The sequence below is a fragment of the Citrobacter sp. CK198 genome (assembly GCF_030333295.1).
GTDB lineage: Bacteria > Pseudomonadota > Gammaproteobacteria > Enterobacterales > Enterobacteriaceae > Citrobacter_B > Citrobacter_B koseri.
In genome coordinates this window covers 357,837-379,951 of record NZ_JAOWGE010000028.1, presented here as the reverse complement: position 1 = coordinate 379,951, position 22,115 = coordinate 357,837, and the positions used below count along the sequence as shown (strand labels likewise).

The 22,115-nt window shown below is 50.1% G+C and carries 28 protein-coding genes and 1 tRNA gene; 24 read left to right on the top strand and 5 right to left on the bottom strand.

All coding sequences use genetic code 11. The features are described 5' to 3' along the window. The first annotated feature begins 201 nt into the window (after positions 1-201). The 6 genes from fimA to sfmF all read left to right on the top strand — a co-directional run bounded on the left by fimA (position 202) and on the right by sfmF (position 6,292). The gene (fimA, locus tag OGY62_RS08365; RefSeq protein ID WP_130028237.1) at positions 202-753 is read left to right on the top strand and encodes a type 1 fimbrial major subunit FimA; all 552 of its coding nucleotides are present in this window, start codon (positions 202-204) and stop codon (positions 751-753) included. 75 nt (positions 754-828) lie between these two features. Continuing rightward, a complete protein-coding gene (fimI, locus tag OGY62_RS08360; protein WP_286459593.1) occupies positions 829-1,362 on the top strand; it encodes a type 1 fimbrial protein subunit FimI in 534 nt (177 codons plus the stop codon). 44 nt (positions 1,363-1,406) lie between these two features. Further along, positions 1,407-2,099, top strand: coding sequence for a type 1 fimbria chaperone FimC (gene fimC / locus OGY62_RS08355; RefSeq protein WP_101743900.1), 693 nt, complete (start codon positions 1,407-1,409; stop codon positions 2,097-2,099). Positions 2,100-2,130: 31 nt separating this feature from the next. Then, on the top strand, positions 2,131-4,743 hold the full coding sequence (locus OGY62_RS08350; protein ID WP_286459558.1) for a fimbrial biogenesis usher protein: 2,613 nt from the start codon (positions 2,131-2,133) through the stop codon (positions 4,741-4,743). Positions 4,744-4,756: 13 nt separating this feature from the next. Then, positions 4,757-5,764, top strand: a complete 1,008-nt coding sequence (gene fimH / locus OGY62_RS08345) for a type 1 fimbria D-mannose specific adhesin FimH (RefSeq protein ID WP_049011840.1) — start codon at positions 4,757-4,759, stop codon at positions 5,762-5,764. 15 nt (positions 5,765-5,779) lie between these two features. Further along, positions 5,780-6,292 carry a fimbria assembly protein gene (sfmF, locus tag OGY62_RS08340; protein WP_058668729.1) on the top strand — a complete coding sequence of 171 codons (513 nt, stop codon included), beginning with the start codon at positions 5,780-5,782 and terminating at the stop codon, positions 6,290-6,292. Between the two features lie 55 nt (positions 6,293-6,347). Here sfmF and fimZ read toward each other — a convergent pair whose 3' ends face one another. From fimZ to fimW, 4 genes are all read right to left on the bottom strand, one after another. Then, positions 6,348-6,980: a fimbria biosynthesis transcriptional regulator FimZ gene (gene fimZ / locus OGY62_RS08335; RefSeq protein ID WP_012133449.1), complete on the bottom strand. Its 633-nt coding sequence runs from the start codon at positions 6,978-6,980 to the stop codon at positions 6,348-6,350. A 601-nt stretch (positions 6,981-7,581) separates the two neighbouring features. After that, positions 7,582-8,304, bottom strand: a complete 723-nt coding sequence (fimY, locus tag OGY62_RS08330) for a fimbria biosynthesis regulator FimY (RefSeq protein ID WP_115614992.1) — start codon at positions 8,302-8,304, stop codon at positions 7,582-7,584. 19 nt (positions 8,305-8,323) lie between these two features. Beyond that, positions 8,324-9,049, bottom strand: coding sequence for an EAL domain-containing protein (locus tag OGY62_RS08325; RefSeq protein WP_286459556.1), 726 nt, complete (start codon positions 9,047-9,049; stop codon positions 8,324-8,326). A 178-nt stretch (positions 9,050-9,227) separates the two neighbouring features. Then, on the bottom strand, positions 9,228-9,821 hold the full coding sequence (gene fimW / locus OGY62_RS08320; RefSeq protein ID WP_047458307.1) for a fimbria biosynthesis transcriptional regulator FimW: 594 nt from the start codon (positions 9,819-9,821) through the stop codon (positions 9,228-9,230). A 257-nt stretch (positions 9,822-10,078) separates the two neighbouring features. On the opposite strand from fimW, the gene OGY62_RS08315 reads away from it, so the two are divergent. The 6 genes from OGY62_RS08315 to OGY62_RS08290 all read left to right on the top strand — a co-directional run bounded on the left by OGY62_RS08315 (position 10,079) and on the right by OGY62_RS08290 (position 13,995). After that, positions 10,079-10,155: transfer RNA gene (locus OGY62_RS08315), tRNA-Arg, on the top strand. A 166-nt stretch (positions 10,156-10,321) separates the two neighbouring features. Continuing rightward, a complete protein-coding gene (locus tag OGY62_RS08310) occupies positions 10,322-11,509 on the top strand; it encodes a tyrosine-type recombinase/integrase (RefSeq protein WP_286459554.1) in 1,188 nt (395 codons plus the stop codon). 338 nt (positions 11,510-11,847) lie between these two features. Next, the gene (locus OGY62_RS08305) at positions 11,848-12,213 is read left to right on the top strand and encodes a hypothetical protein (protein WP_286459552.1); all 366 of its coding nucleotides are present in this window, start codon (positions 11,848-11,850) and stop codon (positions 12,211-12,213) included. Positions 12,214-12,222: 9 nt separating this feature from the next. Beyond that, complete coding sequence (locus OGY62_RS08300; RefSeq protein ID WP_286459550.1) at positions 12,223-12,906, top strand: hypothetical protein; 684 nt, start codon at positions 12,223-12,225, stop codon at positions 12,904-12,906. 210 nt (positions 12,907-13,116) lie between these two features. Continuing rightward, positions 13,117-13,314, top strand: coding sequence for a helix-turn-helix transcriptional regulator (locus OGY62_RS08295; protein ID WP_286452433.1), 198 nt, complete (start codon positions 13,117-13,119; stop codon positions 13,312-13,314). Positions 13,315-13,377: 63 nt separating this feature from the next. Further along, entirely contained in the window at positions 13,378-13,995 is a 618-nt protein-coding gene (locus tag OGY62_RS08290) for a BRO family protein (protein WP_286459548.1), read from the top strand. Between the two features lie 79 nt (positions 13,996-14,074). On the opposite strand, the gene OGY62_RS08285 is transcribed toward OGY62_RS08290, so the two are convergent. Beyond that, entirely contained in the window at positions 14,075-14,260 is a 186-nt protein-coding gene (locus OGY62_RS08285; protein WP_286459546.1) for a YlcI/YnfO family protein, read from the bottom strand. Between the two features lie 193 nt (positions 14,261-14,453). On the opposite strand from OGY62_RS08285, the gene OGY62_RS08280 reads away from it, so the two are divergent. The 12 genes from OGY62_RS08280 (at position 14,454) to OGY62_RS08225 (ending at position 22,115) form a co-directional block, all read left to right on the top strand. Further along, the gene (locus OGY62_RS08280; protein WP_286459544.1) at positions 14,454-14,741 is read left to right on the top strand and encodes a host cell division inhibitor Icd-like protein; all 288 of its coding nucleotides are present in this window, start codon (positions 14,454-14,456) and stop codon (positions 14,739-14,741) included. Then, entirely contained in the window at positions 14,734-15,132 is a 399-nt protein-coding gene (locus OGY62_RS08275) for a CHC2 zinc finger domain-containing protein (protein ID WP_286459542.1), read from the top strand. The genes OGY62_RS08280 and OGY62_RS08275 overlap by 8 nt, the downstream gene beginning before the upstream one ends. Next, positions 15,125-15,295 (top strand): hypothetical protein, encoded by a 171-nt coding sequence (locus OGY62_RS08270; protein ID WP_286459540.1) that lies wholly within the window; start codon positions 15,125-15,127, stop codon positions 15,293-15,295. Before OGY62_RS08275 ends, OGY62_RS08270 begins: the two co-directional genes overlap by 8 nt. Then, on the top strand, positions 15,288-15,515 hold the full coding sequence (locus tag OGY62_RS08265) for a hypothetical protein (protein ID WP_286459539.1): 228 nt from the start codon (positions 15,288-15,290) through the stop codon (positions 15,513-15,515). The genes OGY62_RS08270 and OGY62_RS08265 overlap by 8 nt, the downstream gene beginning before the upstream one ends. Next, positions 15,508-16,257, top strand: coding sequence for a hypothetical protein (locus OGY62_RS08260; protein ID WP_286459537.1), 750 nt, complete (start codon positions 15,508-15,510; stop codon positions 16,255-16,257). The genes OGY62_RS08265 and OGY62_RS08260 overlap by 8 nt, the downstream gene beginning before the upstream one ends. Further along, positions 16,254-16,559 carry a hypothetical protein gene (locus OGY62_RS08255; protein WP_286452439.1) on the top strand — a complete coding sequence of 102 codons (306 nt, stop codon included), beginning with the start codon at positions 16,254-16,256 and terminating at the stop codon, positions 16,557-16,559. The genes OGY62_RS08260 and OGY62_RS08255 overlap by 4 nt, the downstream gene beginning before the upstream one ends. A gap of 90 nt (positions 16,560-16,649) precedes the next feature. Then, a complete protein-coding gene (locus OGY62_RS08250) occupies positions 16,650-17,033 on the top strand; it encodes a hypothetical protein (protein WP_286459535.1) in 384 nt (127 codons plus the stop codon). Next, a complete protein-coding gene (locus tag OGY62_RS08245; protein WP_286459533.1) occupies positions 17,026-17,685 on the top strand; it encodes a hypothetical protein in 660 nt (219 codons plus the stop codon). Before OGY62_RS08250 ends, OGY62_RS08245 begins: the two co-directional genes overlap by 8 nt. A gap of 9 nt (positions 17,686-17,694) precedes the next feature. Further along, on the top strand, positions 17,695-19,836 hold the full coding sequence (locus OGY62_RS08240) for a DUF927 domain-containing protein (protein WP_286459532.1): 2,142 nt from the start codon (positions 17,695-17,697) through the stop codon (positions 19,834-19,836). Beyond that, positions 19,833-20,225, top strand: a complete 393-nt coding sequence (locus OGY62_RS08235; protein ID WP_200096265.1) for a single-stranded DNA-binding protein — start codon at positions 19,833-19,835, stop codon at positions 20,223-20,225. Before OGY62_RS08240 ends, OGY62_RS08235 begins: the two co-directional genes overlap by 4 nt. Positions 20,226-20,267: 42 nt before the next feature. Next, positions 20,268-21,194: a hypothetical protein gene (locus OGY62_RS08230; RefSeq protein WP_286459528.1), complete on the top strand. Its 927-nt coding sequence runs from the start codon at positions 20,268-20,270 to the stop codon at positions 21,192-21,194. Between the two features lie 84 nt (positions 21,195-21,278). Beyond that, on the top strand, positions 21,279-22,115 hold the full coding sequence (locus tag OGY62_RS08225) for an antitermination protein (protein ID WP_286459526.1): 837 nt from the start codon (positions 21,279-21,281) through the stop codon (positions 22,113-22,115).

Below are 22,115 nucleotides of genomic sequence, written 5' to 3'. Positions count from 1 at the left end.
GTGACGAATTGTCATATTCGTAAAGATTAATTAGTGAATCTAATGCTCAGGAGAGTTGGGGTAAAAAGGTTAGCTAATTCTCTTTCGATATATATCTTTACAGGATGCAGAGATAATTAGCCTGACATTATTATGTCGATTTTGATTCAAACGGTTCCCGCAGGAAACTGGAGCCGAATGTGCGTAATTCAAGGGAAATCCATGAAACTTAAATTAATGACCTCTTCCGTTATTGCTGGCCTGATGTTTGCTGCTGGTGCGGTTCATGCCGATCCGGTAAGCGTTAGCGGCGGTACGGTTCACTTCGAAGGTGAGCTGGTCAATGCAGCGTGTGCCGTTAGCACGAAATCTGCCGATCAGACCGTGACCCTGGGCCAGTATCGTACCGCCAGCTTTACCGCTGTTGGCGATACCAGCGCACAGATTCCGTTCACCATTGTACTGAATGACTGCGATCCGAGCGTAGCAGCGACCGCTGCCGTTGCGTTCTCTGGTCAGGCTGACGGTACAAACGACAGCCTGCTGGCAGTCGTGTCTGGTGACAATGGCACCACGGCAGGTGGCGTAGGGATCGAAATTCTTGATAACACCTCTTCTCCGCTGAAGCCAGACGGCGCGACCTTCTCTACGGCTCAGGCGCTGGTAGAAGGTAGCAACACGCTGCGTTTCACCGCGCGTTATAAAGCGACTGCTGCGGACACCACGCCGGGTCAGGCTAACGCCGACGCAACCTTCATCATGAAGTACGAATAAACCCACCAGGGATTCAGGGATGTGGCAAGCCTCAATGGATGAGGCGCTATCCGGGGACGATAAGTGATACAGCAGATGATTAGCAAAGGCGTGGCGCTGGTGGGGCTGATTTGCGCGATGCCCGCATTCGCGCATACGGTGATACTGGAGAGCGGTAATCTTCACCTGCGAGGCCAGCTGGTAAACGGTGCCTGCGCGGTGAATTCCGAAAGCCAGGATCTCCGTGTACAGATGGGGCAATACCGCACCAATGTCTTTTCTGGCACCGGGAGTTTCGCCCCGACCAGTATTCCTTTCTCGCTGCGATTAACCGATTGTAGTTCAGAGGTTTATAGCCATGTTGGGATCGCTTTTTCCGGTGTGACTCCCGCAGAAGATCCGCAGGTATTCCTGGCGCGCAGCGACACGGCGGCGACCTCCGGTATTGGTCTGGCATTATTTGATGAAGAACAACGGCAAATCATACCCAATTCCTTGCCGCTTCATTATGCCCCTATTTTAACGCAAGAAATGACATTTCATTTCACGGCTCGCTATCGGGCAATCTCGGAAAATATGACGCCGGGAAGTATTCATTCAGATGTGTGGTTTACGCTGGTTTACCCCTGATTTGTTTTCCGGGCGTTGATAAAACGCAAAAGGTATTTTTTGCCATGCTTAATTATATAAAATCAGGCCTTATTATTTTTATTGCCTTATTGACTTCAATGAGTGCGCAGGCGGCCGGGGGAATTGCATTAGGCGCCACCCGCGTTATTTATCCGGCGGACGCCAAACAGACCTCGCTGGCAATTAGCAACAGCGCATCGAAAGAGCGTTATCTGGTTAATTCATGGATTGAGAACAGCGCCGGCGTCAAAGAAAAATCGTTCGTTGTTACACCGCCGCTGTTTGTCAGCGAACCCAAAAGTGAAAACACGCTGCGTATTATTTATGCCGGACAACCCCTGCCTGCCGATCGGGAGTCTTTGTTCTGGATGAACGTGAAAGCGATACCGTCGGTGGATAAAAACAGCCTTGAAGGCAAAAACGTCCTGCAACTGGCGATCCTGTCGCGCATTAAGCTGTTTGTTCGCCCTGCCAATCTGCCGCAGGTGCAGGAAGACGCGCCAGGAATGCTGCAATTCTCCCGTTCCGGGAACCACCTGAAAATCACCAATCCGTCTGCTTACTATCTCACGCTGGTCAATCTCAAAGTGGGAAATCAGAAGGTTGATAACGTCATGGTCGCGCCGAAGAACAATACCCAGATTCTGCTTCCGGCAGGCGCGCAGGGAAGTGTGACGTTCCAGACGGTAAATGATTACGGTGCGCTGACACCGGCGAAAACGGTTAGCTTGCGCTGATCGGAACGTGTGAAGCCACACTGAGAAAACGATGAAGAAGATAACGTATCTTCCCGGTTCACTGCCGGGGTATACGCCACATCTGACGGGGGTGGCGTTGTCCATATTGGCGGCGCTCTATCCGGCGATAAGTCATGGCGAAAGTTACTTTAACCCGGCTTTTTTGTCGGCAGATGCTGCGTCCGTGGCAGATTTGTCACGTTTTGAGAAAGGCAATCACCAGCCCCCGGGCATCTATCGGGTGGATATCTGGCGCAACGATGAGTTCGTCGCGACCCAGGATATTCGCTTTGAAACCTCGTCGACGAAAACCGGTGAAAAATCAGGCGGATTAATGCCCTGTTTTGATCTGGCGTGGATCAAAAGGCTGGGGGTAAATACCACCGCCTTTCCTGCGCTTGGGCAAAGCCAGGAGGAGACCTGCATCAATTTGCCAGAGGCGATTCCCGGCGCTGAAATCGCTTTTGATTTTTCCTCAATGCGTTTAAATATCAGTCTTCCGCAGGCGTCAATGCTGAACAGCGCGCGCGGGTATATCCCGCCGGAAGAGTGGGATGAAGGGATTCCCGCCGCGCTTATCAACTACAGTTTTACCGGCAGTCGCGGGACGAACAGCGACAGCTATTTTTTAAGCCTGATGAGCGGCCTGAACTATGGCCCGTGGCGGTTGCGTAACAACGGCGCGTGGAGCTATTCCAAAGGCGACGGATACCACTCGCAAAGCTGGAAAAACATCGGCACCTGGGTACAACGCGCCATCATCCCGTTGAAAAGCGAACTGGTGATGGGGGACAGCAACACCGGCAACGACGTGTTTGACAGCGTGGGCTTTCGCGGGGCGCGGCTCTACTCTTCCGACAATATGTACCCTGATAGCCTGCAAGGCTATGCGCCGACCGTGCGTGGGATCGCCCGTACCGCCGCAAAACTGACTATCCGCCAGAACGGCTATGTGATCTATCAGAGCTATGTCTCACCGGGCGCTTTCGCGATCACCGACCTCAACCCAACGTCTTCAAGCGGCGACCTGGAAGTGACGGTTGATGAGAAAGACGGCAGTCAGCAGCGCTATACGGTGCCGTACTCCACCGTTCCGCTGTTGCAGCGCGAAGGACGTATGAAGTTCGACCTGGTGGCGGGGGATTTTCGCAGCGGTAATAGCCAGCAATCTTCGCCATTCTTCTTCCAGGGAACGCTGATCACCGGTCTGCCTGAAGGGTATACCGCTTATGGCGGCACGCAACTGGCTTCGCGCTACAGCTCGGTGGTGCTGGGGGCCGGACGGAACCTGGGCGACTGGGGCGCGGTTTCGGTAGACGTCACCCACGCCCGCAGCCAACTGGCGGATGACAGCACCCACCAGGGGCAGTCGCTGCGTTTCCTGTACGCCAAATCGTTGAACAACTACGGCACTAACTTCCAGTTACTGGGCTATCGCTATTCCACGCGCGGATTCTACACGCTTGACGATGTGGCGTACCGCAGTATGGAAGGGTACGAGTATGAATATGACAGCGAAGGTAAGCGTCATAAAGTGCCGGTAGTGCAGAGCTATCACAACCTGAACTACAGCAAAAAAGGCCGATTCCAGGTCAACATTTCACAGAATCTGGGGGATTACGGCTCGCTGTATATCTCCGGCAGTCAGCAAACATACTGGAACACGTCGGATGCCAATACCTGGTATCAACTGGGGTATGCCAGCGGCTGGCAAGGGATCAGCTACTCCCTTTCCTGGTCGTGGAATGAATCCGTAGGGATTTCCGGCACCGATCGCATTCTGGCATTCAACATGTCGGTTCCGTTCAGCGTGCTCACCGGGCGACGCTACTCGCGCGACAATGCCCTGGATCGCACCTACGCCACCTTTAACGCGAACCGGAACAGCAATGGACAGAACAGCTGGCAGACCGGCATCGGCGGGACATTGTTAGACGGGCGTAACCTGAGCTACAGCGTGAACCAGGGACACAGCAGCACCAATGGCTACAGCGGCAGCGCCAGCGCGAACTGGCAGGCGGCTTACGGGACGCTCGGCGTGGGGTACAACTACGATCGAGACCAGCATGACTACAACTGGCAGCTGTCTGGCGGCGTGGTCGGTCATGCGGACGGCATCACGCTCAGTCAGCCTTTAGGCGATACCAACGTCCTGATTAAAGCGCCAGGCGCCGAAGGGGTGCATATAGAAAACCAGACCGGGGTGCAAACTGACTGGCGCGGATATGCGGTCATGCCTTATGCCACCGTATATCGCTATAACCGTGTCGCGCTGGATACCAACTCAATGGATAACCACACCGATGTGGAGAATAACGTCAGCAGCGTGGTGCCGACGCAAGGGGCGCTGGTACGCGCTGCCTTTGACACGCGAATCGGCGTGCGCGCAATTGTCACCGCAAAACAGGGCGATCGCCCGGTGCCGTTTGGCTCAATTGTGCGCGAAACCGCCAGCGGCGTCACCAGTATGACGGGCGATGACGGGCAAATTTATCTGAGCGGACTGCCGCTGAAAGGGGAACTGCTGATTCAGTGGGGAGAGGGAGCGAACGCCCGCTGCGTGGCGCATTATTCCCTGCCCGAAGAGAGCCTGAAGCAGGCGGTGACGCTGCTTAATGCAACCTGTAAACGTCCGTCGTCATGAAAGGTAAGAAAAGATGAAAATGAAATCAGGGTTGTTGCCGGGCGCCATCGCATTATTGCTGGCGAATCCGGCATGGGCGACGGTCTGCCATAACTCGAACGGTACGCCGACCGATGTGTTTTACGATCTGTCGAATGTTTTTACCAGCAGCAATAATCAGGTAGGACAGGTGGTGACGCTGCCGGAGAAATCGGGCTGGGTTGGCGTACAGGCGACGTGTCCTGCTGGTACGAATGTGGATTATACCTTTCGAAGCTATGTGACCGAACTTCCCGTGCAAAGTACGGAAGGGGGATTCCAGTATCTCAAGCTCAATGACTACCTGCTGGGGGCGATGAGCATCACCGACAGCTATGCCGGATTATTTTATCCGCCCCGTAATTATATTCGCATGGGGACGCACCCCAATGTACCGAAACAAAAGCCCTTCGGCGTGATGGACTCTAAGCTGATCTTTAAACTCAAAGTGATACGGCCTTTTATCAACATGGTGCCGATTCCCCGCCAGACCATGTTCTCGGTGTATGTCACCACCAGCACCGGCGATGCTCTGAGCACGCCGGTTTATACCATCAGCTACAGCGGTAAAGTCGAGGTTCCGCAAAGCTGTGAAGTGAATGCCGGGCAGGTTGTGGAATTTGATTTTGGCGATATCGGCGCCGCGCTGTTCAGCAAAGCCGGGGCGGGAAATCGCCCGGAAGGGGTGACGCCGCAGACAAAAACGGTCGCCATAAAATGTACGAACGTCGCGGCGCAGGCCTATTTGTCGATGCGTCTGGAGGCGGAGAAAATCTCCGGGCAGGCGATGGTCTCTGATAATCCCGACTTAGGCTTTATCGTTTCCGACAGCGGCGGCGTGCCGCTGACGCCTAACAATCTGGCCAGCAAAATTCCATTCCGTCTGGATGACAGCGCCGCCGCCAGCGTGGGGATCCGCGCATGGCCGGTAAGCATCACGGGGAGTAAACCGACGGAAGGGCCTTTTACCGCTCGTGGGTATCTGCGTGTGGATTACGACTAAGGGGAGCGCACAGCCATGAGACTTTTGCTGGCTATTTTTTGCAGCGTGTTGCTGAGCCCGCTTTGCCGGGCTGACACCGCTCTGGGCGAGATTAATATTGAACTGCGCGGTAATGTTGTGGACTTCACCTGCACCGCAGTGACCGGTGACAGTAACAAAACGGTCGAGCTGGGCACCTGGCCCACGAAGCAGTTGAAAACCAGCGGCGATACCACCCAGCCCGTGCCTTTCAGCATCAAACTTGAGGGCTGCCCGCCGGGCGCGGCGTCGATGACCTTTTCAGGAACGCCAGCGGCGGGGACGTCGCTGCTGGCGCTGGATGATGCGGTCATGGCGCAAAAAGTGGCCATTGAGATCCGCGACAGCGATCGCAGCAGATTACCGCTTGAGCAAGCCAGCCAGGCGGTAAGCGTTGATGAAAACGGTAATGCTACGATGACGTTTTATGCGAATTACATTGCGTTGGCCGATGGCGTTCAGCCGGGAGTCGCAAAGGCGGATGCGACTTTTATGATCAATTACAACTGAAGTCCGATCCCGATAACGTACTCCCGAACGATCTCTCGTCGGGAGTCAGCCACGATCACAGCAAGTCGTGTACCTTCGCGTAATCAATAAGCTCAACAATGGTATGCAGGCCGAGTTTCGAAAAGATGTTCGCTTTATGCGCGCTGATGGTTTTGTTACTCAGCAAGAGCTGCTCTGCGATTTCTTTATTCGATAAACCGTTGGCGAGATAGCGCAGTACCGTAACCTCCCTGTTTGAGAGCGGCATATCATTGTGCTCACCTTTTCGTGAACTGGTATTACTGATAAAATTTAGCGTCTCTGAAGGAAAAAAAGAATATCCTGATAAGATCATTTTCACTGCGTTATAAATATCATTGAGATCCTTTCTTTTACTGACAAATCCGTTTGCGCCCGCCCGGATAGCTCTCCCGGCATAAAAAGATTCAGATTTAGACGACAAGAAAAGAATTTTGGTATTTTCTTGTATTGATTTGATTCGTTTAAGCAGTGTAAATCCATCTGTACCCGGCAGCTCTATATCCAGGATGACCAGATCCACAGGATATGTGCGCAGATAATCTACCGCGGTACGATTGTCATCGGTTTTCAGGACAACCTGGATATTACTATTCTTTTCGAGAAGCACTTCTATCGACATTCTGACAATAGGGTGTTCGTCCATAATGATAACGGATGCAGGTTTCATTGTTGTATGCCTCAGACTGTTTGCGCGTCTTCCGTTTGCGGATAAGCGTCAGACACTATTAATTATCAAATAGCCAGAATATACCTCACGAACCTGGGAAGTAGTGAAGGTAATACCATCCTTGTTAACTGACTATTTTGCGTAAGAGCAATAAGCGTGGGGAATATCCATTTCGCACCAACAAAAAAGAAAATTCTGATTAACTAAGAATAGGGAGATTATACCTGGTCTATTTTTTCGGAAAAGGCTTACGGTACACAAATCGGTGCTGGCTGTTAGGATGTTCTGCATGTTTTAGACTGTTTAATAGCGTTTGGTTTTATTCTCTGTTGAATCAATGTTTTGTGGCTAAAAGTATTTTTTTTAAATATAAAAACAACATAAAAAACCAATTGTTTAGTTTCTGTTATGTGATTTTTGGGCGAATTTTCAACGATGAGGCCGTGAGAGCCCGTCAATTGAAGGATTATAGAGAAAGAGGGATTTTCCTATGATACCAGGAATAGTTGTAAATATTAATTTTATGTAAAAAATTTACATTTAGTCAGGCGTTAAAATAAGTAATTTCTTAAAAAATCTTATAGCTTAAGAGGTTAGCATGTTAAATTAAGTGAAGAGAAGTGACGCTAAGGCGGTGTATCAGATACAGCAAACTGTGTCGATGCGGCAGATCCAACTGAGTAATAAGTTGATTGAGTCGGTAGATCACCCGGTGATAAGGCGTATTGAGTAAAAGCGCGATTTCCTTTAAAGACATACCCTGAGATAACGCGGAAATGATCTTCCAGTCAGTATGGCTAAAGGTGCCATCAGTATTTTTAACGGTGGGGGGAGATAATAAGGCGTTACGTAATGATGAGAGATTCTGGCGACGTTGCAGAATATAAAACTTACCGGCTTTTTGCATAAAACGCGTCAGACTAACATCCTTATCCGGCACCAGTAAGTAAACCTGGATATCGCTTCGCTCTCGGATAAGCAGGCGTAATCGCTCAAGCGTTTCGTAGCAGGAGACTGCCAGTCCAGCCATATCAACAATCAATTGTCTGATGCCCGTCTCTTCCAGCCTGCGTGAGGGTGATTCCAGAGAGCTGAACACCGCCGTGCGTTTTCCAGAAAATAAATAGCGATTCAGTGTATATCCGAGATAGTTATCCGTCGTGATAATAACCTGAGAGATTGTATTGTCCGGTAGGGCATAATTGAGACGTTGGGTCAGATATTCCAGACGATCAAATACCTGTGGTTCAAGGTGATGGTAGTGGTGAGTGCAATCAGTATTTCTTAAACGGCGATGTCTTTCTTTGCGAAGTGCGCTGCGCATCCTTTCCCTTTCCGTTTTTCTACTCTTTGTTTTGCAAAAGCGCGGGCCATAAGTATCCCTGGCCTAATTGGGCACCAGAATGAAAAGCAATTTCTTTTTGCGCATGATTTTCAATACCTTCAATGAGTATGACATCTGCAATGTTATACCCCATAAAAATCACCTGGCGCAGTTTCTGAGGATGCAGAATTAGATCCCAGAACGCATTTTTATCCAGTTTCAGACCACTAAAATGCCAGCGGGCGGCAGCCACTTCTTTGATCAAATTTTCATCGACATCATCCAGCCAGACGGGAATTCCGATAGACTCAACCTGTTTTATTTTTTCATAGAGTTGGGAACGCTGGCGGCTATTAAGTGAAAAAAGCGTTTCTGGGTCCTGGATTTCAAGGATCAGATTGGATGGGCAGGGGGTTACTCCTGAATTAAAAAAATCCAGGTGTAAAAATACCTTTAGCGGTAAATTAAGAAAATAATGTACGCCTTTGGGATAATGCGTAATAGTGGCGACTTGCTGATAAAAATTCGCCACTATTTTTTCTGACGAGAGGTGGTGAAAAAAATGCTCAGTATTGACATGAAAAGGAACCTGAGTCAGAACTTCATAGCCAAAGGTGCGGGCAGAAGATAAATGAACTATCGGTTCAAGCTTTAAAGGATATTCCCAACAAAAAGGACGTTCCTTTTGAGTGCGCAATGTTGCAGAGTCAAGAATATTTCCCTGTAATACCGGGCGAGTTGCCACAAAAACACTCCTGTAGGCATAAAGAATGCCGCCGAATATTTTCGGTTCCTGACGGTTGTGCAATCAGGAAATATGATAAGTGTCATTGTGGCAGTATGTGAAAAATCGCTGTAGATGACGTTACTTAATCATCTGTGAGATATTTCTCAACATGATGGATGGAAAATTGAGAATATGTCTATTCTTGCAGAAAACCCAGGTTAACTCTGATGTAATTTAAGAACTGCTGTTCATTTTTTACGTGCAGTTTCTTCATGATGCTGCGGCGAATTGATTTGGTTTGTTCTTCGCTCAGCGAAAGGAGTACGGCAATTTCGCTTAACCGGTGCCCGCGGGCGACCATCTTTAAAAACTGGCGTTCCAGAATGGAGAAATGGCGAGTCGTACAGTAATGGCAAACAGAAGGGGGAACGCTGCGGCGAAGTGCCCGTTTATGCAGGATAAGCACCATCTTTTTGGTTATCTCATCAACATCGTCCTCCCGATAAATATGCGGCAGCATATAGAGACACGGCCTGAACATAAGTTTGTCTTTATCGTATTCATTACAAATAATGACTCTCTGCTGGTGCCGGGTATGTACCGGTATCTGATAACATCCGGCACTAAACCAGTCTTCATCCAGCGATAAAAATGCGATATCCGCTTTGTCTATATCATCAGCAGGTAGAAATTGAATTTTCTGATGCCACTGATGAGTCAGACGAGTCATGATGATTTTAAGACCGTGTTCGAAATGGCTATTTTGTTCTTTTATGGCGACACTCAGCATAAAAAATATCCTGAACAGCTGGGAAGTGGGGAGGAAATAGTAAGTAAACGCATTAATTTTCTAAATACATTTATCCTTAAAATGCCACTTTATGCAGGCCGAGTTCTTACCAGGTGATTTCCTGGATAGTTGCGTAGCGCCAGAAAAAAAGATATTCGTACACTTCCTCAGCAACCAGAACAAAAGCCATTGACTCAGCAGGCGCTCACCGTATAATTCACGCGTTTCATCCGCATGAAGCCATCGCTTCACACAGTGCGCCCTTAGCTCAGTTGGATAGAGCAACGGCCTTCTAAGCCGTGGGTCGCAGGTTCGAATCCTGCAGGGCGCGCCATTTTCACTTCTACCAACCTCTCCTAAAGTCTACTAAATCTAGACATACCAAGGCATTAAACAAAATATCATTATCTCAACGTCTTTTATCGTCTATTGAAATCTACGATCACATGGGGGTACATTCGGGGGTATGTTCAGGTTCAATGAAGTGAGATACCCCCATTATGAAGTTAACAGCCCGCCAGATCAGTACAGCGAAACCAACGGAAAAACCATACAAGCTGTCTGATGGCGGTGGTTTGTATCTGCTGGTTAACCCGAACGGTTCCAGGTACTGGCGCATGAAGTACCGCTATGCAGGTAAAGAGAAACTGTTATCCATTGGCGTTTATCCTGATGTAACGCTTGCGGAGGCCAGAGACAAACGGACTGAAGCTAAACGCATGCTTGCTGCGGGTGACGATCCATCTGAAGTAAAACAGGCCGCCAGAGAGGCAAAGAGTCTCGCGGTTAATAATAGCTTTGAACTTCTCGCGCTTGAATGGCATGAGCATAAGAAGCCGAACTGGTCTTCAGGCTATGCTGACGACATTCTTGAATACCTGAGAAAAGACATATTTCCGTATATCGGGAAAAAAGCCGTAACGGATATCAAGCCAATGAGCATGCTCTCCGTGCTGAAAAAGATGGAAGAGCGTGGTGTACTGGATAAGTTAAAGAAGACCAGGCAGGCCTGCCGCCAGATATTCACTTATGCAATCATCACCGGAAGAGCCGAGTTTAATCCTGTTGCTGATTTAGCTGGTGCCCTGAAAACTCCGAAGCAACAACATTTTCCTCACCTGATGCCAGCGCAGATCGGTCCCTTCATTCAGGCCGTTAATGCTTATACCGGAAGTAAGGCTACGCGAGCGGCCACGTTATTGTTGATGTATACCAGCGTCAGAACTATTGAGCTTCGCGCCTCTGAATGGGCTGAGTTCGACCTGGACAACGATTTGTGGCAGATCCCAAAAGAACGCATGAAGATGCGACGCCCCCATCTTGTACCGCTTTCACGGCAAGTTAAATCACATCTGTTAGAGCTGAAAGAGATCACCGGCTGGGGTAAGTATGTTTTTCCCGGACGTAATGATGCCCGCAAGCCAATGAGTGAGGCCAGCATTAATCAGGTGATCAAGCGCATAGGCTTTGCAGGGAAGGTCACAGGACATGGATTCAGGCACACCATGAGCACTGTATTACATGAAAAAGGATTCAATTCTGCATGGATAGAAGCGCAACTGGCACATGCTGACAGAAATACGATACGCGGCACCTACAACCATGCTCAGTACCTTGATGGCCGACGGGAGATGCTCCAGTGGTACGCGGACTATCTGGATGAGCTGGCTAAGAAGTCTGTTGGCTAAGCCACTTACTCACATGTAAGAGAAAAGTAGTTGTTCCAGTCGTTCCAGTTGTTCCATATGTATTTTTATGAATATAACTTATTGTTTTTATTGTTATATATGCATTAAGGCTGGAACAACTCTGGAACAACTTTTTGGGGTTTTGGAACAACTGTGTACGAGCGATTTTGTGTCACAGTCATTATTTTACTGGTTATGCATACAGCTAAGCTAGACATGTATACCTCAGTAGACGATAATCCTTCCAAAGAAAATGGCTATGTCTAGGTTGATCCCCGATACCCCGGATACCTCTGCGGGCTGACATAGCCACAAAATTTGGAGGCGCGAGGTGGTGTATGCTTAATCCAGCGATCGAGTTGAAAGCTAAAAAGCAACAATTCATAAGCATCAGAGAGCTAATTGTTAGAATCGAGTCAAAATATCCCGATATGACGCGGGATCAGATAGCGAACTGGATAATTATCAAGCTAGATGAAGAGCAAGAGTATGCTCCTAGCCTGCTAATACAAGATGCCCGAGGAATAACTCGTAGGCCTTCCTTCGGAGATCCATCGTTTAGTGCTTATGAACTTTTAAGCCGTGTAATGGCTAGCCCCAATATGGATAACCCGCCTTACGAAGGGTGGACACCATCTATGACTAGGACAGAGCAGGAACAAAGCACCACAGACCTTAACTTTGAAGATGATATTCCATTTTGAGGTGATGATATGAATTCATTTGATTTTTTGGGCTTTAATCGTTCGGAGATAGAGAAAACTTTAGGATTAAACCTCCATGATAATCTATTAGAATATAATATTGGGTTGAAAAAAAACTTAGATAGTTGGTTGGTGCCTTATCTTTCTCGCGACAATATTCTATTGAGTGATGCAGCTTGTTTAATTATTGGCGCTAATCCTCGATTGGGTTTAAGAGGAGAGCAAAATAGTGAATGTGAAGCTTACAAAGAATCTTTATGGGATGCCATTGACAATGGAAAATTAAGTGCAAAAGATATTTCGTACTACGATAATATGGATCACGACCGCCGAGATTGTGTGCTTGTTCGAAGTGAAGTTGAGAAATGGGTTGCTGATCATGAGTTCAATTGGCCTCTACCTCTACAACAACCACAGGTTATTGAAAATAACAATCAGATATATCTTGACCAGTGGGGAGAGTTTCCGGGTAAAAATACAGCACTTATGATGATTGCCGGTATGGCTATTGCGCTTGAAAAAGCGAGTAAATCCTTTCGGAATGGAGAGCGGTTGAATAAACTCGCTATAGCTAGGGCTGTCGCTCAGAACCTAGCGGCATTGGGGTATCAGGGGATGGTTGTAACAGAGAAGCAAATGACTAACTTGATAAAAGAAGCTTTAGAAATCACTTTGCCTGATAGTGAACAGTAGCCACTTCTAAAGATAAGCTCAATGCGGGGCGACATTTCTAAAGTCCCGCATTTGCCTTTACTGCATTTCCAATGTTACGATAAAAATACTGTTTCCTTATCGCTTAGCATAAATTAGGCCTTCCATCTTTCTTGTCGTGATTTCCACACTGAATAGATTGAATATGATTAAATTAATCTCGTAAACCGCAATAGACGTTACGAGGTAAATATGTCGCAATCATTTATTCGCCTTTCCGAAGTCCAGCGCCGCACTGGTTACAGCAAAGCCTGGATTTATCGCCTTATGAGTCAGGGGAAATTCCCGTCCTCTGTCAAAATTGGCTCGCGCGCCATCGCCTTCGTCGAAAGTGAAGTTGATGACTGGATTAACCAACGCATCGAAGAATCCCGCAAGGAGGTAGCCTGAATAAGAACCCCCTATGCGCACTTGTTGCGACAGTTACCAACTAATTAACGACAGGTAAATACCATGAATAAATTAAATGCCCTCTCCGGGCAGGGCCTTGCTCACTCTGAAATCGGTCAGGGCGTTAATTGCCGCGAACTGAAGTTTCATGACCAGGTGGTAATTCCGTTTGACAATGGTGACGGGAAAATATGGTTCACTGCTGACACTCTGGCCGGGCTTCTGAAGTATGCCAGCAAAGATAAGGTTTTGAACCTTTACTACCGGCACAAGGATGAATTCACCGAAAGTATGACAACCATCGCCAAAGTGAGGGTTCGTAATGAAAACAATGAATTGCAATATAATCAGGTTCGTCTTTTTTCGTCACGAGGCGCTCATCTCATCGGCATGTTTGCACGCACCAAAGTAGCGAAAGAGCTTCGTGTGTGGTTGCTGGATTTAGTTGAGAAGGAGGGTTCGGTGCCTCAGCTTGGCGTTCATCACACGATTGAGCAGATGCGAAATATTGTTGCAGCAGCCTGGAAGGCTTCAGACGAAGATTCTTCCGATGCTGGCCGCCGTCTTCGTAAGCGCCAGGATGATCTGCCTGAACTGGTTAAGGCGCAAAAGCTGGTGGATGAAATTGGTCAGATTCCATTCGAGCTGATTGGTGGCGGGAAAGTCGGGGTATCAGTATGAGCGGTTTTACTGGTAGCACACCCTGTACGCACAAAGAAAAAGGCAGCGATTGCGGCGCTGCCTTTGGGAACCAGAACGATCATTGGTCAGGATCGTCTTTCGATTTTTTGCGCTGTCGGCGTTTGATCTCACCTTTTGCTGCTGTAATCAAAAATCCGGCTGTACTTTCACCCTCTTCCTTAACTTTCTCGATTAGTTCGAGGTCGTCAAGTGGGAGCCTTACGGATACCTGTAAAGACTTGTTGTTCTTCCTTCCCGTTGCCATTACTGAATCTCTTGTTGGTAGGTGGTGTTCAGTATGCACGAAAAAAAATCTAATTCAATTGTTGACGTGGTGTTCACCTGTGAATATATTGGTGGTGTTCACCAAGTTAATAAAATGGTGCAGATATTGCGAAGCCCAACCGGATGCCCGTCCAGGTTGGGCCTCTAACCACAACGTTAGTTGGAGTAACATTATGGCATGTTCACATGATACCCAAACTCGCCCTGAATTTACATATCTGTTTCTGGGCGCCCCATCAGATAAACCCAACGTCACACCCGTTGTCCTTCGTGCCGAAGCAAACACAGAACAGCAGGCCCGCTCGCACTTTCTTAACTGGGATCTGGTGTTCGCCGCGCAGATTCGTACTAAGGCACCATGCCGTCTCCAGTTGACAGACGGTGACGATCACTTCTCATGGATTTTCGAGCAGCGTTTTGAAGCATGCACCTCTGGTGCTCAGGAGGTGGCACATGTCTGACATCCTTAAAACCGTCGGATTGTGCGTTCACCTGGATCGGCAGGGAAAGAATTACGTCGGATTCTGCCCTTTCCATAGCGAGAAAACGCCATCATTCACTGTCGATCCTGTCACTCAGACATTCCGCTGCCTGGGATGTGGTGCTTATGGCGATGCCGCTGAGTTTGAAAAGCGGGTGTTGTTGAAAGGGCTTCGTACTCTTCTGAACGTAAACCTTCATGTCGCTCCGAATTTTACCGGATGCGTGGTGGTTCAGCTTAAAGAAGGCCGTCATGTGTGTGACTACCCGCTGGTGAATGGCGAGCATATCGCAACGTTACCGTCGTTTCTGGAAATGGCTCGCCGGGCTGGCTGGTCTGTCACACCTGAACAGGGGGTGTGCAATGCGTAACGTTAAAGTCGGTATTGGCCTTGATGCTTTGCACAAGATTCAGGCGCTTGCGTCCGCGGCCGGATTTCTCACTTCCAGTGCGGAAGAAGAGCAGTTGTGCCTTGAACTCATCGAGCTGATTGAAAAGATCGCCCGAGAAGCAACGGAGGCCGACAATGGATAAACCACATACCTACCATACCGATGAAGATGTACTGATGAACCTGCAACGCTCACTGGATCTGATGAATTGTGCTACCCGCATTCTCGGTTCCGGGGAGAAGAATTTGCAGATGTACGTGATATCACTTGTTGATGTTGCAGCCCATCTGACGCAGCAATCGACGAATGCTCTGGATCTGGGTGAACAGGCTGACAATGAACATGGGGTGTGCAATGGCTGATAAAACTGAACTGATGGCTGGTGGTGTGCTGGAGGCCGACTCTGATTATATCGACTCCCGGGAATTGCTGGTGCTGGTTAATGAAGCGCGCAAAGAGTGTGGGCAAAAGCCGATTCGCAATAATGATTTTGTTGCCCGTATCAAAGATGAACTTGCCGGGGAGGGTTACGAAACTTTCGTAACCCCTATGGACAGTAAAAAAGGTGGTGCGGATCAGGAAGTCATAGGAATGCGCCGTAAGCAGGCTCTCCGCGTTGCTGCCCGTGAGTCAAAAGCTGTGCGCCGCGTGCTGGTCGACAAGCTGGAAGCCCGTTGCAAACCTGTACCTGTGCAGCGTGAATTATCCACGATGGAGATCCTTCAGATTGCGATGGCGTCTGAGCAGGGCCGTCTGGCAGAAAAAGAGCGGGCCGATCACGCCGAGAGAACAAAAGCGCAAATCAGCCGTAAACGCGAAGCTTCCGCCCTCGGAAAACTCAGCGCCGTAACCCGTCGCTGCCGGGATCTGGAAGAGCAGCTTGGCGAAAGCATAAAACACGCAACCATCACCAGGGTTGAAAAGGCAACCGGCCGCAAGGGTGAATTTAAATTCGCACCACTACGCCGCTGGTGCCGCGACAACGGTGTTGAGGCCAGGGATGTGCCTGATGAGCGCTACGGCAGTGTAAAGGCGTGGCCCGCTGAAGCATGGCTGGCTGTTTACGGGATTGATCTGAAAAAACTGGCCGGAGGTGGTGTATGAGCAACATCGAACAACTGCTTACCCGTTGCGATTTGCATAAAGAGGATGATGAGGCGCTGGTGGCGATCCGTATGCATTCCGAAAGCGCTTATGAGGGCATCATGTCCGGGCTGGGGTCTGTCGGCAATATTGTGTTCTGGGCCTGTGACAATAAAAACTACACCGATGAAATGGCGCGTGAGGATTTGTGTAATCTGGGCGAAATGCTGATGAATTTACCGGGTATTGCGGCAGCGCTGAAATTTAATGCGGATGAGGCGGGTTTCAATATCAGCGAACGCAGACAAAAAAGCGGGAAATAATTCCGGCATAACCCTATAAGTTTTTATCCAGAAATTAACGGCCATCGGGTCGGGGGATTACTCGCCCTGATGGCAGGAGAAACAATATTTATGAGCCAGTCAAATAATTCTCTTGAATTAAACCGGAAGCATATCGCTGACGCCTTTATTCATTATTGTCGTCTGCGTAACAGTGGATCAGCAGTTCTCAACCTGATGGTGAAAAAACAGGTCGTGGCGCTGGATAACCTGACAGGGGAGGCAATAGCCAGTTGCCTTATCAACAGCATTGAACTCCAGTGCTTCCGCAAGTTCGGCAGGGATAAAGGGCTGTCGATGCTGAGCGAAACCTACGCAGGGATGCTGACCAAAGACAACAGTCGCCTGACATCAGAAGGGGTTGAGTTCATGAATGAAGTCATGAAAGAAGCGGTGACAGCGGCGCTGGATAACCCCAAAGATAATAACTTTGGCCTGGAGATTTATCATGCGTAATACAGAGATGAAAAACGTCAGGGGTAATACGGAGCCGCATGATAAATGCGGAGAAATAAGTCGTGCGGAAGCGGAGAAAAATAACATTCTTTATTTTTGTTGCCAGGCGGACGGCAGCGATCAGTTTATGAAATCAGAATCCCCCGGAACGGTCATTGAGGAACTGGACAACGGACGGTATGACGCGGATCCGGTGTCAGGCATGCGCCTGGCGGCCGCGCTGTGGGCGGGAATGAGTACGGGCTGCTTCACGCTGACGGATGAGCAGCACCTTGTACTCTGGCGCTGGGTGGTGGTGTCCGTGTATATCCGCGAGATGCGGGATGCCAACGGAAAGGTCAGCGTGAAAAATGAGCAGGGAGAGCCTGAAGAGGTCACGGTGTATACCGGAGAACGTGGCGGCATCGTCATCTACCCGTGGTCGGAACGTTTTGCTCTGGCACATCATATCGAGGGGCTGGCGTATGAAATGTTTCCAACAGAAAAGGCTGCGGAAATGGCGATGGCAATTTATCGGAGCATGCTTGAGCACGATCCGGTGACCGGATTTCGCATGTCGGTACAGGGACTGAAGGGGATGGCGCTTCTTCATGACGGTTTTATTGAGACGCTGCAAACGGAAGGTATTCCGGCGGCACCGGTAGTTCACTGAGGGCTTATGATGAAAAAAGCACCTAATTTTAAGTGCCTGCCAGAGGATAAGTTTACTGAAGCCGTTATTTTTGCCGGATCTGAGGCTTATTCTCACGCCAGAGGCTGGGAAGAGGGGATGGGTAAACAGGTGGCACGGGACTCAACGCCTCCGGTTTATCTTGGCCCGAAGCAACTCCAGGAGCTGGGGAACCTGAGAATTGTTGATGACGGACGTCGTTCTGCCCGCGTCTATCTGGCAGGTGATATTGAGCCGGTTCTGATTAATGCCATTGGTGAAAAACTGGCGCTGGCGGGCGTGCAGGAGGCGAAATTATACAAGGGTATTCCTGACCGCCACCCTGAAGACTGGAGAGAATATCTGTCCAGGTTACGTGAGCAGTCTGAGCGTGGAGAACACATGGTTCTGCAACTTCCTGCGTTCAAAAAAGGCACGGCGTCAGAAACTGATGATGAACTTAAGCCGCGCGTTGAAAGCCGCGATGATGGTGTCTTCTGGGTTACGCCAAAAGTCGATAAGGAAAGTGGCGAAATTATCAGTAACGAAAGCTGGCTGTGTTCTCCGCTGGACGTGGTGAGTATTGGCAGTGACGGCCGGGATCGTTATCTGATCCTGCGCTGGCAGCCGGAAGGCGAAAATACACCAGTAACCCGCGCCATTCCGCAGGCGGATATTGGTGAACGGGAAGGGTGGCGGATGTTAAAGGCGGGCGGCGTGAATGTCACGACCAAAAATAACCTCCGGGCTGTCCTGGCTGACTGGATGCAGCGTAGCGGTACAGGTCAGTTGTGGCGGGTTGCACATGCCACCGGCTGGCAGTGTGGCGCCTATATCATGCCGGATGGCGAAATCATTGGAAAACCTGAACATCCGGTGCTCTTTAACGGGCGCAGCTCTGCGGCAGCCGGGTACACGATTAAAGGTGACAGTAAAAGCTGGCGCGACAGTGTGGGGGCTCTCGCTGACGGTAACTGGTCGATGATGACGGCCGTTGCGGCTGCGCTGGCCGCTCCACTTATCGGGCTGTCTGGTGCTGATGGCTTTGGGATCCATTTCTATGAGCAGTCCAGCGCAGGTAAAACCACCACGGCCAACGTTGCCTCCAGTCTGTATGGCAATCCGGATGTGTTGCGCCTGACCTGGTACGGAACCGCGCTGGGGCTGGCAAATGAAGCTGCGGCTCACAATGATGCTCTCATGCCGCTGGATGAAATCGGCCAGGGAGCCGATCCGGTGGAGGTCTGGAAGTCAGCTTATGCCCTGTTCAACGGAACCGGAAAACTACAGGGGGCCAAAGAAGGGGGTAACCGTGAGCTGAAACGCTGGCGCACAGTGGCGGTCAGTACCGGTGAAGTGGATATGGAAACGTTCGTGACCGGAGCGGGTCGCAAGGCTAAAGCGGGGCAACTGGTGCGTCTGCTCAACATTCCCATGAGTCGCGCTGTTGCTTTCCACGGGCACAAAAATGGCAAGCAACATGCCGATGCCATTAAGGATGCTTACCAGAATCATCATGGCGCCGCCGGGCGGGAGTGGATCAGATGGCTGGCAGAAAACCGCGAAGAGGCCGTTGCGATAGTCCGGTCAGCGGAAGAGCGCTGGCGTAATCTTGTCCCGTCCGATTATGGCGAGCAGGTTCACCGTGTGGCTTCCCGGTTTGCCATTCTTGAGGCTGCGCTGCTGCTCGGAAAGGTAATTACAGGCTGGGATGAGCAGCACTGCCGGGATGCCATTCAGCACAGCTATAACGCGTGGATTAGCGTGTTTGGTACAGGTAACAAAGAGATTGAACAGATTATTGAACAGGCAGTGCAGTTCCTGAGTACCTTCGGTATGCGCAGGTTTGCTCCGTTACCCTATGACGAACAAAGTCTGCCGATTAGCGAGCTGGCCGGATACCGGAATAAAGGAAATCATCATGATGATCCGGTGTTGTTTTATGTCTTACCTTCGGTGTTTAAGGCTGAAGTTGCCAGGGGATTCGACAGCGGACAGTTTGCACGCACATTGTGTGATGCCGGAATACTGAAAAAATCACCGAGTGATAAAGGCTATCAGACGCTGACCCCGCGGCTCCGGCATCTGGGGAATATTCGCCTGCGTTCATATTTACTGGTTCAGCTTGACGAAAGTGAGGAGGCAGTCCAGTGACAGCACATATCGCGGCACATGGCCGGCTGGTGGTCGATGTGCAGAGCAAAACGATCAGCAACGGTAACTGTATGGCATTTACCCGGCTTGCGGTGTCTCTCCCCTGCCGGGATGCCGAGAGTGGTGAACTTACATTCTGGCTGGCGGTAACGGCATTCGGCAAACAGGCTGATTATCTGCTGAAACATCAGAAAGGTGACCTGATTAGTGTTTCCGGGAATATGCAGGCCAGTCAGTGGAAAGGGAATAATGGTGTGTTGCAGACGGGCTATCAGATGGTGGCGGATTCAGTGATCAGCGCCAGGACTGTCCGTCCGGGAGGCCGGAAGAAAAGCGCAGGCGGGCAACCGGCACCGGAAGATGATTTTTCGGATGACGTGCCTTTCTGATTGCCGGGGGCGGGGAAGCCCGCCCGAATACAGGGTGTGCATATGAAAAAAGAAGATATAAAAGAAACCGTACTCGATCTTAAACGTAGCGGCAAAGGGTACAAAACCATCTCGCGCGAAACGGGCGTCAATATCAATACCGTGAAAAGTATCTGCCGCCGTTCCGGGTTATTTCGGGACAACCCTGAACACCGGGTGCTCTTCACTATACCGGAACCAAAATACAGCACTGAACTGGCGACGGTTAAGCCCCTGCCACCGCAGCAGGTGATCACCGGACATAAACAGACGGATGCGTACCTGTGGGTGCTGGAGGTTATCAAAACGGGCGAGCCTGTCCATATTGCCGCAGCGGAAGCGGCGCTGGAGAAACTGACCATCACACCGAAAGAGGCACAGGAGCGGTATACGCGATACCTTCAGCAGAACGGCGCGGGCTGGACCTCCGTGTTTTCGACAATGTGGCTCGATAACCCACAGCATTTCATCAGCAATGCGAAATTACAGCGGGAGAAGGCCGCGAAGGTTCGTGGTGCTTTTGGCAGTCATGAGGCTGTTTTTGATCCTGTTCCGGCTGAGTGTCTCATTGAGTCCCGGTATGGGCCTTACCAGGGGATTTACTGTGATTACATGCGGGAGGGAGACGGAGAGTTTATTTATACAGACGTGCTTCCGGCACCTTATACCCTCAGCGACGTAGTCCGGGAATACCAGTACTGGGACTGGTTGTCGCAGATGCGGGTGGCAGCGTACAAAGAACTGCATCCCAACGAGTACACCTGGGAGAGTTCACACATCTGGCACAGGGAAAACTGGCTGGAAAAACAGCTGGAAACCATCAGGCCGATAAGCCGCGAGGAGGCGCTGAATGTACTCAAATGGTATCTGGAGAGTGAGAACTTTGCAGATATGGGCAGGCGCCAGGACGGCGTTTATCTGAACCTGATCGGCTCACATCAGGGTGATTAATTATATTTCATTTATTGCATCAAAATGGATGAATGTTGCAATAAATGAGATAATAAAAGCATCCCATCGCCGGAGGAAATTATTGTGAAGCTTGAGTCTGCCCTTAAACATTTCAGCCCTCAGGGGATGCACATCAGCGACGGCGTGAAAGGAACCTCTCCGGATCGGATCACCGGCACTGATGTTATGGCGGCCATCGGCACCACCAGCAGTCGTGCACGATTCGGCCTGGCTGCTTTCTTCGGCAAAGCGGGGATCAGCAAGACGGATGAACAACTGGCGGTTCAGGCACTGGCGCGTCACGCGATGGCGACGGCTCCGAAGAATGTCAGAAAGGCCGCAGGGACTGAGTTCGGCTGGTGCATGCAGGTACTGGCGCAGTTTGCATTTTCTGAGTATTCCCGTTCTGCGGCCACCAGCGCGACATGTCACAGTTGCAATGGTTCCGGGCGTGTAACGGTGACCCGGACAATCCGCAAGGTATCTTACCCGTGGGGTAAAGCTCCATACTGGGCCAGCAAGTCCCGCGCTGTTCGTCCTTCAGACTGGGAGCAATGGAACGAGGTCACAGAGAGTGTCCCGGCTGTCTGTGAAGTTTGTGAAGGTAAGGGAACGATAAGCGCCCGGTGTCGCTGCGGTGGTAAAGGAGAGGTACTCGATCGCAAGGCTACGAAAGAGCATGGGGCGCCAGTGTTCAAAACCTGCGAACGTTGTGGTGGGAATGGCTTTTCTTCTGTGCCGTCCACGGCTGCGTACAAAGCGATTCTGAAGCGTGTACCAGAGTTGCACGTCAGAACATGGACCCGCAACTGGAAGCCGTTTCTTGAGTCGCTGGTGGACATTTGCAGCCGGGAAGAGCATAAGGCCGATACTGCTTTTCAAAAAGCGACCAGTTTTAGTGATGATGTGGACAAAATTTAG